This window comes from Spirosoma aerolatum (genome assembly GCF_002056795.1).
Classification (GTDB): domain Bacteria; phylum Bacteroidota; class Bacteroidia; order Cytophagales; family Spirosomataceae; genus Spirosoma; species Spirosoma aerolatum.
On the sequence record NZ_CP020104.1, the window covers coordinates 6,918,868 to 6,931,776 of the forward strand.

The window sequence follows — 12,909 nt, forward strand, 5'->3', positions numbered from 1 at the left end:
AAAGCTACTTCGGTTTTCGCGCATCTGCAATGGGTTGGTAAGGGCCGAATTTATGTTGCTGCTCACTAAAGCCATCTGCATACGGGCCCGTGGGAAAGTCAATCGGTTTGGTGGCGATGTTAGGCCAGTCGTTGCTTTGGTCTTTGTGCGGACGCGGCATGGAGTTGACAAAGGCGGCTACATCCCAGGCTTCTTCGTCGGTTAGCTGCGGACTGGCGTAGGTAGCCCCAAACGGCATGTTGTTTTTTACATAACCAGCAAAGCTCGACAGCCGGTACAGGCCCGCGCCGTCGTTGTAGCTTTTCGGGCCCCATAAGGGCGGATACACATACTCCGATGCACCAGTTGCCCGAATGCCGTCGCCTTTCGCTCCGTGGCAAACCTGACATTTAGCCACATACACCGCCCGACCTTTTGTGGAGTCGGCCGCCCGGTCCAGATAGGCTACTTTTACCAAGCCAACCCCTTCGGGTCTTTGACCTTTCGGTACATCCGTCCCTAACCACTGCATATAGGCGACAATAGCTTTCATTTCCCTACTACTGCTATCAGGGGATTTACCGGCAAGGCTCCGCTCAAAACAGTCCGATACGCGCTTGATAATTGACTCTACTGACCCTGAACGATCCCGAAATTTTGGGTAGGTTGAGTACACAGCCGAATAGTTGTTTCCCAGTACTTTAGTTCCAGCTTCGAGATGGCAGTTCTGGCAATTCATGCCATTCGAGAGGTGCTTCACACTTCCTTTGGGCCCCAGGTATTTGGCCGTATGCGCAATCAACTCCCGACCGTAGCGAATCTGCTGTCCTTTAGCTCCTGCTGGTATCCGGCTATCGGCAGGGGGTTGCCAGTAGGAAGGTGGCACTAAAGCCACCAACCCAGCAACACAAGCGCATAAGCCCAAAAGCCAGTAGGCTCGACCATAGTTTGTACGTAAGTGGTTCATGGTTTCTGAGGAAGAAACATTTAGTTATCAGCCTGCAAACAAGTTCCTTTACGGCATATCTACGTTTACCAGATTGTCGTCGGAAACGCGGTCGATCAGCTTATTGTACGGGTCGATTCCAGCTTTAACGGGCTTACCTTTTACAGTCACCTCAATGACATGCTCACCGGGTGTGAGGCTATGCTTCTGCATATAGAGCGGCACTTTGATCGTCAGACCATCTTTATTTTTGCTATCGTTCGTTAAAACGGCAATGTCGACCAGAACCGGCCCCTTGCCTTTACTGATTTCCTTACCCGCTTTGTCGTAATACTCCGTTGCCGAGCGTACATACAGTTTGATCCGATATTGGTCTTTCCCAATCGATTTTGCTTCGGCTTTGGTGATCCGGTTGTCGTAGAGCGTCAGCTTTTCGAAGTTATCGGCCAGCCAGGGTTTCAGCGAATCGGGGGTAGCGGCTTTCAGGAAACTGTACCATTCGAGCGAAGTGGTAAAAGGGGCTTGCTGGCGGAACCGGGCCGCCTTCATGTAGTCGTTCATAGCCTGATTGACGCGGGCTTCGCCAATGTAATCCTGCAAGGCATACATCAGCATCGACCCTTTCTGATACCAGACGTACGAGCGGGTGTCATTATCAAGCATATTGGCCTCAAACTTATCCTCAAACGCCCGACCACCCAGATACCGATCCAGGCTATACTTCAAAAACTTGGGCATAGCATCGACACCATAACGCTCTTTAAGAACCATCAGTGCAGAATATTCGGCCATCGTTTCCGAAATCTGGTTGGCACCCCGTGTCCGGCTGGGCATAATCTGGTGCCCCCACCATTGGTGTGCAACCTCGTGCGCTGTTACATAATAGGCGTAATCGGTTTTGTCGGGATCGCGGAAATCGCCCACCCAGCCAAACTCTTCAGAATAGGGCACCGTGGTCGGAAACGATTGGGCAAAAGCCGCATAGCGTGGAAATTCCAGCACCCGCAGCACGGGATACGGATAAGGTGCGTAGTTTTTAGTGTAGTAACTCAGCGACGCTTTCATACTCGCCATATATCGGTCGAGGTTACGATCATGGCCGGGGTGATGGTAAATTTCCAGCGCCACCTTTTTGCCATCGGGCCCTGTCCACGAATCGCGCTTAACGGCGTACTTCGCTGAGCACATGCTGAAGAAATAATCGGAGAAGCTGGGAAGTTTATACTGAAAATACTTGCGAGGTTTACCATCAGGCCCATTGGCGGTCCAGGTCTTGAGCAGTTCACCCGGCATAATAGCCGTTTGGTCGGGAGTAGTTGAAATGATGCCTTCAAACGTTACCCAGTCCGCATCGTCGGTGAATAGAAAATCGCGCAGGCCACGCGGATCATTTTGAGCCGGAACTGCCCATTCTTTCACGGGCAAACCGTACTTCTTCCGATACTTATCACTACTTAGCTCACCATCGGCATTGTACCCAAAACCGGGGAAAATGCCCACGTTGAAGAACGTACCATTGGAAACCACCTCCCGTTGGTCACCACTGTTCGGAAATCCGATATATTGTCCACTTACGTCCATCTCCATCCGGGCCGTATCGCCAGGATTCATCGGTTTCGGAAGTTTGTAGATGTAATACCCAAAATCCGCATCGTTCAGGATTAGCTTTGGAGCTTGTCCGTCGATGGTAAACTTCGTGAGCTTCCGATGGAAATTATCAGGCGAAATGGTCAGATGCAGGGAGTCGATGGGTTGATCGCCTTTATTCACAATCGAGAACAGTCCGGTTGCTACCGCCTTAAACTCATCGGGAAATACATCGACCGATAGTTTGACGCTGGTAATTTTCGGCTGTAGTACGTTCGCATATTTATGGTATTTCTTCTCATAGTCGGCCTGTTGTTCCCGTTGTTCATCGGCCGAATAGTAGCGGTTTTTTACACTTACGTTGGTATAAATCCAGGCGCCCATACTCACAAAAGCAACCAGCAGCAACGCTACCAGTGCCATCGACAGTTTGCCCATCCGTTGCCGGGCCAGTTGCCAGCGCGATTTGAAACCCGTATCGGCTCCCCGATTCCAGAACCATAGGGCCAGCACCAGCAGAATGCCGCCAAAGGCATACCAGTATACCCGAAACGATGCCAGTGAAGACAGGTAATGCCCAAATCCGTTCATGTCGGAGAGCTGGACCCCACCGCCCGAAAAGGGCAGCGCCAGTTTGTAATTAAACTCGGCAAACTGCGGTACGGCCCAGATAACAATGTACGTAGCCAATGTAGCAATGTGCCCCACAAACTTCTGGTTGACCATCGTATGCACGAAAAAGGCCAGCATTACCAACTGAAAATACTGGGTGAAGGCAATGCCATATGCATCGCGGAAGTAGAGCGGAAATTCGTAGTTGAAATAACCCTTCACCGTCTGGTCCATTACGCCCGATACAATAATAAGTGTACAGAGAAGCAGACAGATATACGTCATCGCCAGTAGCTTAGCGCCGTAATTCATCCAGTCGGGCACAGGCAGGGCATCGGCAATCGTATCGTAATGAACGACTTTATCGCGGTGAACCACCTCGCCGGTGTAGAAAATAATGACGATCAGCACGAAGAAGAAGAATGTACCGTTCCGGGCTTCGAGCATGGTGTAGGTAGTTGGCAATGAAGGCGTGCCATAGGTTTGCACCCCAAACCAGCCATCCAGAAACAGGAACAACACTGCTCCAAGCAGTATAGCAATGAAATACGGATCGCGAATGATGTTGCTAAACTCGATCCGGGCCTGTTTGATCATCTGCCCAATGTAAGTACTGACCTGAAAAACAGGCGTTGGCGTTGGTAGGCTTGCCAGCGAAGGTGCTTTCTCTGTGGAAGCTTCTCCTTTGGCTTTTTTGCCCAGTTTGACGGCCAGAAACCGCGCGAAACTAAACCGAAATACCGTCAGCAAAAACACCAGCAGTGCTACGCCCAACCAGATTAGTCGGTTGGTCAGCAAATCACCTTCGAGCGGTGGTATCAGCGTATTCTGCTCCACTGGCGACCAGTATTTGGTGGCATTGTCGTAGGCAAACGAGCCAAACGGATCAAGTAAGTTGACAAGGTGTTTGTTTTCCAGATCCTGCGAGAGCGTAGTACCAAGCAGATACGCAATGAACAGCAAAATACTCCCCGCATAAGTTGTAAATACCTGCCGTGAAAAGGCGACCAATGCAAAGAAAATGCTACCGACCAGAAACATATTGGGCAACACAAACAGCAGGAACGGATAGGCGTAATCACGAAACCGAATGGGTCCGAACCGCTCGGTATTGTCAGCCAGATTAAACACTGGCCCCAACAGTGAGCCAATAACGATGCCGAGCATACCCACCCCCATAATACCCAACAGTACGACAAACGACCCGAAATACCGGCCCAGAATATAGCCTCGTTCGGTGATTGGGAAACTGAAGAAGTAATTTTTGGTATTGTGTTCAATGTCGCGATAGACCGGCACCCCCATAACTGCCGAGGCTACCAGCATCCCGAAAATGGTCAGCACCACCACAAACTGACTGATGGCGTAGGGGGAATTGACATTCGTTTTCTCCGACGCCGGTCCATTCCCATAAATGACAAACAGGAAAGTAAACAGAAAGAGAATCAGGGCGTAGAGGTAAGTGGCAGGCCGTTTAAGCCGGTACGCGAGTTCAAAGCGGAAAATTTCAGAGAACATGGGGTTTCAAAGAGTTAGGAGTTAGGAGCGAGAAGTGGGGAGGTGAACTACCTAGGCTCACGCACCCATGCTGCTAACGTTGGCTATTAACTGCGGTATAATAGGCGTTAAGCAAACACGCTATTTCTTTTAAATCAGCTTGCAAATCGGTTGTATCAGCGTATTCTAAACATGAGCCAAAATCAGATAATAATGTGATTCATCTAATGTATAGGGGGTATTTTGTAATGTTAAGAGGTGTTCTTTTATTTTTTGCCCGAATATTGATAATCAGGCAGTTACGAAACACCCCAAAAAGCGCCAAATGTGAAGATTTGGATTTCACTTAAATTGGAGTTGGATTATCTTTACCGTAGTAATGAATTTTAACCGTAACTCTTTGATTTCCCTTACATTCTATGGCAACTATCAGCACTAAATTCGAGGTTGGGCAAAAGGTCTATTTCCTAAATGAAGGTAAAGTTTCAAGTGATGAAATCGACTTTATCAATATTTCCATAAAGCAGTGGAGACTTGAGGGTGACAAAGATTTAAGAGATGTGATTGAGTATGCCCTCAAAAACCATTACAAAGAACGTCATAGACCTATTTTGCATAAGGAGTCAATCTTATACGCTACAGCCCAAGAATTGGCCGATTCAGTGCTAAAACAGGCCGAATTGATATAAATCGAAGAAAAAGCCTTGCAGGATGATTGCAAGGCTTTTTTTGTGGTTAAATGGCGTTTAAATGGCTATTCAATGCTTGTGCCATCCATAAAAAGTATTTTCTCTGGCTTCCAGACCATTTTAACTTGACTCGCGGATTTAGATGCAAGTGTTCTGTCTTCATCAATAAACTGATTATAATCAATGGTATAAGACTCATTGAATGATTGGCCTGGCTTCATTGGAGTGTCCATAGTCAGGTTTATTGATTTGATTTCCTTGTCAAATAGATCGTTAAAGGTTATTACCCCTTTGACGGCCTTAATCTCTTTGTCTGATCTATTCTGTAACAACATCTTAAAAGCAATATATTCTTGAAAATCCCCCTTTTCGCGGTCTATATGGAGTAGAGTTAGATTGAAGACCTTATTGAGTCGTTCGGCGCGCTGTTGCTCTTTAATAAGTTCTTTCTGAGCTTGTTCCTCTTCTTCTTTTTTCTGTTTTGCTGCTTTTTCTTCGGCCATACGGCCTTCATCAGCAAGTTGTTGGTATTTAATCCCTTCGGATGGTATATCTGCTATGTTTCGCTTAATCAATGCGGTAAATACATGCTTTCCCTCGATGCTGTCATGTTTATAAATTGCTTCTATGTCCTCTTTGGCAGTTTTTTTGTGATACTCCTTTGATAGAGGATTGCAGGCAATTAGAGATAGCATAAGCAAAACTGGTAGTGTCTGTTTCATTGTAAGGGTGGTTTTTGAGTGGAAATGTACACCTAATCTTAACTTTTAAAGAAAGGTGTACAATTGGGTGTATTTTTAGGTGTACAGCTTAGGTTGTGAAAGTACAATTTCTTCATGTGTGTTTAGTGGTTATTCTGACACAGAATTAACAGGGTTTTAAGGTTCTTAATGGTTTATTAATCTGTGGGTATTTTTTTGAAGGAAATTTCTAATAAACCCCCCCGAAAATGAACCGCTAATCTTAACATTTGAGATTAGCGGTTCATTTAGCGGTTCATTTAGCGGTTCATATCAAATAGAATTAGTTCTATTTTTGGTCACCGTTTTATATAACTTGATCGTTTCCCGTAAAGCTTCAATAATTTCATCTTTATCGGCTAAACGTGCCTCTAATTCAGCGATTCTAGCCACCAAGTCTTTATTTCTGCCGTATTCGGTCTTTGGTTCAGTGACTTGACTGTGATGTGAATGATCGTTAACCAGCATAGCGCCACGGCCTGTAATTAACCAATCGCCGTTTAGATCAGGGCAAGCCGATAGAATGTTTTCTATTTTATCAACTCCCAGGACCGTTTTTCCAGCCAAAAACTTACCAGTAAGGCCGTTGGAGAAGCCAAAAAGGTCGTCGGCCTCTCTGTTATTCATTCCTTTAGCTACTAAATACTGTTTGAGTCGGTTTGCGCTGGCCATGAAAAACAATTAAAATATCTTCTAAAAAGTCTTGGATTAATGTAGAATATCTTCTATTATTGCATTCAAGTCCTCCAATTAGAGGACAAATTAATGAGATAATCCAGTCACACAAGAGGTAAAGCAAGTGGGCTTTGAGTAAACGGTCTTGACATTACCTATTTATGGGTATTCACGCTTCACCGCAACGCGCCCTAACTATGCAGGGTCTTACAGTCGCTCCACGCGCTGGAACGGAGTGTCCCTCCGCCGAAAAGTACAATATATTCCGAGCCGCATTGATGTCACGGTCATGTTCCGACAGACAGGCTGGACACTGCCAGCTACGTATGCTCAGGGGCAACTCAGCCAGCTTATGACCGCAACCCGAACAGGTTTTCGAGCTTGGATACCAGCGGTCAATTTTAACTAGTCGCTTGCCCCGCCAGTTACATTTGTAGTCCAGCATCGACACGAATGTACCAAAGCTTGCATCCGAGATGTGTTTTGCCAGTTTGCGGTTTTTGACCATCCCTTTAACATTCAAGTCCTCAACTGCAATCAGATCAAAGCGTTTGACCAAATCGGTTGTGACTTTGTTGAGGTGGTCTTTGCGGGTATCGGCAATCTTTTCCTGAATACGAGCAACTTTGATGCGTTGGCGGTTCCAGCGCCCCGAGCCTTTGGTTTTCCGGCTCAGGGTGCGCTGGGCTTTCGCCAATCGCTTTTCGTATTTTTTAGTGGATTTCAGGTTGTCAATGGTTTCTCCATTGGAAAGCGTTGCCAGCTTGTTGATGCCGAGGTCAATACCGATAGAGTTGCCTGTTTTGGGGTAGTGGACGGGCGCGGGTTCGTCCAGTATCAGCGAGACATAATAGCGTCCCGATGGGGTTTTGGTAACAGTTACGGTAGTGGGTTTGGAGGTAAAGGGGCGAGACCAACGGACTTTTAGGGGGCCAATTTTAGCCAATGAGAGAATGCCGTTTTCATATTTGAAAGAAGACGCGGTAAACTCAGCACTTTGGCGATGCCGTTTCTTTTTGGCCGATGGGTATTTTGCCCTTCCTTCAAAGAAATTGGTGTAAGCGGTTTGCAGATGACGGAGTGCCTGTTGGGTCGGTACGCAAGAAACTTCGTTCAGCCACTCAAAACCGGGCGATTTCTTAAGGATAGTCAGCGCGGCACTACTTTGGTTGTAGTTCATCTTTTCGCCCCGCTTATAAGCCGTTTCGCGCTCTCTGAGCGCCCAATTGTACACATACCGTGTACAGCCAAACACCTTAGCCAAAGCTTGCTTCTGGCTGATGGTTGGATATATACGGTATGTGTAACGGACTTTCATAATTCTCTTACGGCTGTAAACGTTTGTGTTCAGGTTGCCCCTTCATCAGCATTTCATTCAGCAGGTAATAGGCGATTGTGCCTACTTCCTTGCGAATCATTCCGTCTTCATCGTTTTCCAGCGCAAACCACACGACTTCTAACAGGGAGTCAATCAGGCGGTAGTAAAGCGATAAAGGCTTTTCGTCTCTGGCTTCTAGCTCAATTATCAGCTTATCTTTCTCAAAGTGTACCATACAATGAGAGGCTTAAGCGTTGGCAGTTGGCTGATACTGGATACACTCCAAGATTTCAGGGTGTAACCGGGCGATACTCTGAGCTAATTCAGTGGTTAGCTGTTCAACTGAACGCTGAAAGTGGTAATTGTGCGGGGCTTGCAGTACAGGATGATCGAACAGGAGTAGTACATCCTGTAGTTGCTCAATTAGAGTCGATAGCATTGGATGCTGATCGGAAAGTGGTAGAGCCATTGGCTCAACCGAGCTTGCAAGTTGGGCTTGCAGAGCGTAAGTTTGCGCTGTCATCGTTTGACTTTCTGGTTAGATGGTTGACTTGCCCCTACGCTGATGTTTCTCAGGCAGAGCGTTGGGGCTTTTTTGTTGTCGTTTGACATTACAAAGATAGTAAACTGTCGATATATAACAAGTTAATTGGTAAATTTTTTATTTAAAAGTAGCATCGAAGTTTACCCCCAAAGCATCAGCTACTTTTTGAAGGGTTTCAATAGTTAGGTTTTGTCCTCCTACCTCATACCTACTCATTACGGACTCCGAAACGCCTACCTTTACACCTAGCTCTTTTAAGGTTAATCCCTTTGCTTTGCGAGCCTCTCGAATCTTTTGCCCTATTCGCTTTTTTACGTCCTCCATTGTTAATAATAGACTTAACAGTCCAAAGATACCATTTGGACTGTTAATCCACCTGTCAAGTCATAAGCAAGTACTGGAAATAATTCAGGCTTTGAGTTATCGGTTAATCCACAATTAAATCCAGCAAGGTTTATGTTATGCTTAGCCTGCGATTGTTCGCGGTTACCTATTAAAAATATTGGATTATTGGCCTTTTTTCTGTATCTTTAATATACACCATTTCTATTAAAGCGAATCTATGAGTACCCCATTTCCCAGCCCCCTTGAAGCAAGCCCCACAATTGAGACCATCCGAGTAGAGTCCTTCTTTGAGTTGATTGACAGGCTTCGCGCATATTCGTGCGGACACTTTGTTTTTAGGGAGTATCTGATAGAGTCAATCACAAACTAATACCTTCTGTAGGTAGGGTCGCTGGAAGAACTAATCCCTATTCATTTGAACTAGAATCATTTAATCGATTTAAGTTAAAAGGAAGACCTCAATTATCCTTTACTCCATAAAATGATTAGGAGTGGATTGTCATAGCCCAGCATCATGGCCTACCCACCCGGCTTTTAGACTGAACGACAAGCCCTCTGGTTGCGGCCTATTTTGCCACCAAGCCTAATTTGAAGTTCAATAGGCCCCTAAATGAGTGCAATAAAAACGGAGCCGCAAAAAGTCAGGTCAATAATTTAATTGAAATCATGTATATGATCAAACAACCAACTACAACTATTAATCGACTACATTTTACCGATTTAGACCCCTTACGCTTTGAAGACCTTTGTCTTAATCTCGTTTCTCGGCTTCGAGACTGGAAAGAATTAAATCATTTTGGTCGAAAAGGGTCAGACGGTGGGGTAGACATTCATGCTATTGAAAGTGATGGTGACAAAGAAAAAGTTTGGTTTGTGCAGTGCAAGCGCTATAGTGCAATTTCAAAATCGGAATTAACTAAAATAGTAGACAAAACCACAAGCAATCCTTCGTTACCCGACAAGCTACTGGTTATCATTGCCTGTGATTTAAGTCGCTCTCAATATGATTACCTTAAAGCTTATTCACTAGAAAGCGGTATCGAGGAAATAGAAATATGGACAGCAACTACCTTAGAGACAAAGCTTTACAAGGATTATAAGGACTTGCTATTTGTTTATTTCGGAGTTCGTCTTGAAAAGAACACCAAGGACAATGCTGCCAGAGTTAAGTATTCAATTAATATGGAGAAACGGATCACCAAAGACCTAATAGACCATGCTTACTTGAAGGATAGTAAAAACTGGAAAAAATTAGCCACGCGGCCCTATTATAAATTTATCACTCTAGAAGTATACATTCATTCTATAGACGATACAACCTACCCAAAAGCAGACACAAGGAAGTCAAATGAAATAAGCCCTTGGTTTAGAACCAATTTTTACGATACTTATCACAACGGCATTGAATTATGGCTTGGTGCTGCAATAGGCCGATATGTACTGATGAATCAGGAAGGCTATTGGGAACTAATTGATCATTTTGATGAACGCCGGGCAGACCCTAAGTATACCGTTGTCAGTGTTATGGAGATAGGGCGAATCCCTTACTACAACATTGTATCTTACAAAGTAAACGGAGACGAATATACTTCAGAACCACACATTTATTGCCGGTTTAACATAAATGGGATGCCTTATGAGGAAATCTATTACAGGTATGAATCAGGTGAAGGTATGTTACCACTGGAATTAGATAAAGAAAAAAGAACCGCCTTCCCCAAAAATTAAACAAGGGTGCTTCAAAAAGATAGATATCTCTTCCATAAGCCTAAAGTCGATTTACTTCCTGTAGCATCTTGGCACAACACCCCATTTTGGCCATTTAAATGCTCATTAACTAAAAGCAAATTCAAAAGCTAATAGAATGGACGCTCGACACCTTTCAATGCCTTAAAAGCTTTATTTTAGACTCGGCCTTAGGGTTGCAATTTAAGCGACCGTAAGGCCGAGTCTATGTCGCTTGCTAAGCCTTGGGGTTCTCACAAAAAATGGAACACTTGTAAAGCAAAGCCATGTAAGGCGAACTGCCTGGCACTAGATCGCACTTTGCAACTTATTAATCAGTTAAAGGTCATTGGGAAGTTAGCTTTGAGTAAATTAATGGTCAAATAGCAACACCCTAATGACTCGTACTAAAAAACCAATGCTCACACCTGCTACCATTGTTCTTATCGGCGGAGCTATCACATTACTGCTTACGTACGTTGCCACCCGTATGACTGAAAAGGAAAATAAAGAGGACCAACAAAAGCTCAAAGATGAACTAGTTAAGAAAAGTGAAGAATATGCTAGTAAGGTAGATGATTATGCAAGACTTCAACGAGGCAGCGACAAAGAGATAAAAGCCCTTCAGATGCAGCTTATAAAGAAGGCGGAAGATCAGGCAGCTAAGAACGAAGAAATAGCAGAACTGAATAAGCAACTAAGGTTATCTGCCGAAAAAATAGCCAAACTCTCTCAGGAGACTAAGGAATATATTACAGGTGAAAATACTTTCTGCTATGCCACCCTCGACATACACTCAGGTGCAGCAGGCAACACCTTCAAGGCGGCGCTAGAATTACAGAAAAGCGGCAAGTACACCCTGCAAGCCATAGACGTATTAATATTAAATGCAGATTATGGATGTGAAAATTTCGCCAGAATAAAATCAGGAAAAAGTCCCGTTGGTAACCTCGATCCAATTGAAGAAAACACATTTGAAATCAATCGCCTAACGACTGGCGAACGAAAGCAAATCGGCTATATACCTTATTCTGTACAGCCAGAAAAAAGGTATAACCTGCGATTTAGAGCATCAAATGGCTACGGTGAATGGTTCCAAAGAATTGTTTTCCGAAAAATCCCTTCAACAGATATTTATGTATGGGCAACCCAGATTTACTTGATGAACGAGAAGGGTGAAGAAACTATTATCAAAGAGGGGTCTGAATACTGGTTTCGTTATGATAGTAAGCGAGGTACAAAAATTACTGAGCAACATATGCTTGGCACTGTTGTCAATATAGAGCTAAATAGCACTTGGGCTGGTTTCCCCCTAAAAAAAGGAGAAACTTCACCTTGGATCAAAAATTGCCGAGTACATATTAATGGCAATAACTTATTTTTTACAGACCCAACTTTAAAGCTCGATTAATCCCGGATAATCAGTCTTATCCAATAGGCTTAATATTGATATTTGTTCTTCTAGGTCTTAGAAGATATTCTAAAAGGATTTAAAGGCTAGCTTGGCCTCGAGTTTTACCAAGTTCCCCAAATTAGGGAACGTGGTTCCCCATTTTGGGGAACTTGGTAAAACTGGATTTGCACCCGCTACAAACTCCCTTCAACTTTACAGCAGGCTCCCTTAAAAATTTACCACGTTCCCGGTTTTCGGGAACCTCGTACCCGAAAACCGGGAACGTGGTAAAACGTGGTTTTACGCTTTGGTGCAGTACATCCACTTTTGCCTCTGGTTCCCTGATAGATTAATCTGTACAGGCCGATTACCTGAGTAGATAAAACCTGTGTAGCTACATGAATATGCCCTAACCTGGCTCCCTATTTTTTAAAACGTATATAAACCACCGTAAGCATGCAAGCAAATCGAAAAACCCTCATTAAGCAGCTTGAACGGCAAACCTCCCCGATTCGGGTTTGGCCTGCCGTTGTTCAGTCCATTCAAGGAGATACCTGTAGCGTTCAGGTAATGCACACAGCGTTAGTGATTGACGGTATTACTATTCCGGCGTTGGACTCAGCCGATCCGATGCCTAACCAATACCTTGCGGGTCGCCCTAGTATAGGCTCTACCGTACTGATTGGCACCATGCAGAATACACCCGGCGAAATTCTGCTTATGCAGATTATTCGGGCTGATACTGTTTTTTATCAGGCCAATGATACCCAGATTGCTTTTTCGGGAAACAGTCTAACGGTTTACCAATCTGGTAGCGAACCCAAAACCGTACCCCTTCAATCGCTCTTATAAGCCAGAT

The 12,909-nt window shown here is 44.7% G+C and carries 12 protein-coding genes; 4 read left to right on the forward strand and 8 right to left on the reverse strand.

What is annotated here, in order from left to right; genetic code table 11:
- Positions 1-4 precede the first annotated feature (4 nt).
- The gene (locus B5M13_RS28705; protein WP_080058928.1) at positions 5-946 is read right to left on the reverse strand and encodes a c-type cytochrome; all 942 of its coding nucleotides are present in this window, start codon (positions 944-946) and stop codon (positions 5-7) included.
- Between the two features lie 48 nt (positions 947-994).
- Positions 995-4,642: an ABC transporter permease/M1 family aminopeptidase gene (locus B5M13_RS28710; RefSeq protein ID WP_080058929.1), complete on the reverse strand. Its 3,648-nt coding sequence runs from the start codon at positions 4,640-4,642 to the stop codon at positions 995-997.
- A 398-nt stretch (positions 4,643-5,040) separates the two neighbouring features.
- Between B5M13_RS28710 and B5M13_RS28715 the strand changes: the two genes are divergently transcribed.
- Complete coding sequence (locus B5M13_RS28715) at positions 5,041-5,310, forward strand: hypothetical protein (protein ID WP_080058930.1); 270 nt, start codon at positions 5,041-5,043, stop codon at positions 5,308-5,310.
- Between the two features lie 65 nt (positions 5,311-5,375).
- Here B5M13_RS28715 and B5M13_RS28720 read toward each other — a convergent pair whose 3' ends face one another.
- The 6 genes from B5M13_RS28720 to B5M13_RS28745 all read right to left on the reverse strand — a co-directional run bounded on the left by B5M13_RS28720 (position 5,376) and on the right by B5M13_RS28745 (position 8,911).
- The gene (locus tag B5M13_RS28720) at positions 5,376-6,032 is read right to left on the reverse strand and encodes a hypothetical protein (protein WP_080058931.1); all 657 of its coding nucleotides are present in this window, start codon (positions 6,030-6,032) and stop codon (positions 5,376-5,378) included.
- A 291-nt stretch (positions 6,033-6,323) separates the two neighbouring features.
- Positions 6,324-6,722 (reverse strand): hypothetical protein, encoded by a 399-nt coding sequence (locus B5M13_RS28725; protein ID WP_080058932.1) that lies wholly within the window; start codon positions 6,720-6,722, stop codon positions 6,324-6,326.
- 172 nt (positions 6,723-6,894) lie between these two features.
- Positions 6,895-8,043: an RNA-guided endonuclease InsQ/TnpB family protein gene (locus tag B5M13_RS28730; RefSeq protein ID WP_080058933.1), complete on the reverse strand. Its 1,149-nt coding sequence runs from the start codon at positions 8,041-8,043 to the stop codon at positions 6,895-6,897.
- Positions 8,044-8,050: 7 nt separating this feature from the next.
- Positions 8,051-8,278: a hypothetical protein gene (locus tag B5M13_RS28735; RefSeq protein ID WP_080058934.1), complete on the reverse strand. Its 228-nt coding sequence runs from the start codon at positions 8,276-8,278 to the stop codon at positions 8,051-8,053.
- 12 nt (positions 8,279-8,290) lie between these two features.
- Positions 8,291-8,566, reverse strand: coding sequence for a hypothetical protein (locus B5M13_RS28740; RefSeq protein ID WP_080058935.1), 276 nt, complete (start codon positions 8,564-8,566; stop codon positions 8,291-8,293).
- Positions 8,567-8,704: 138 nt separating this feature from the next.
- Positions 8,705-8,911, reverse strand: coding sequence for a helix-turn-helix domain-containing protein (locus B5M13_RS28745; RefSeq protein WP_080058936.1), 207 nt, complete (start codon positions 8,909-8,911; stop codon positions 8,705-8,707).
- Between the two features lie 693 nt (positions 8,912-9,604).
- Here B5M13_RS28745 and B5M13_RS28750 point away from each other — a divergent pair.
- From B5M13_RS28750 to B5M13_RS28760, 3 genes are all read left to right on the forward strand, one after another.
- Positions 9,605-10,660, forward strand: coding sequence for a restriction endonuclease (locus tag B5M13_RS28750; RefSeq protein WP_170061211.1), 1,056 nt, complete (start codon positions 9,605-9,607; stop codon positions 10,658-10,660).
- Between the two features lie 415 nt (positions 10,661-11,075).
- Positions 11,076-12,068: a hypothetical protein gene (locus B5M13_RS28755; protein WP_080058938.1), complete on the forward strand. Its 993-nt coding sequence runs from the start codon at positions 11,076-11,078 to the stop codon at positions 12,066-12,068.
- Between the two features lie 438 nt (positions 12,069-12,506).
- The gene (locus B5M13_RS28760; RefSeq protein ID WP_080058939.1) at positions 12,507-12,902 is read left to right on the forward strand and encodes a hypothetical protein; all 396 of its coding nucleotides are present in this window, start codon (positions 12,507-12,509) and stop codon (positions 12,900-12,902) included.
- Positions 12,903-12,909 lie beyond the last annotated feature (7 nt).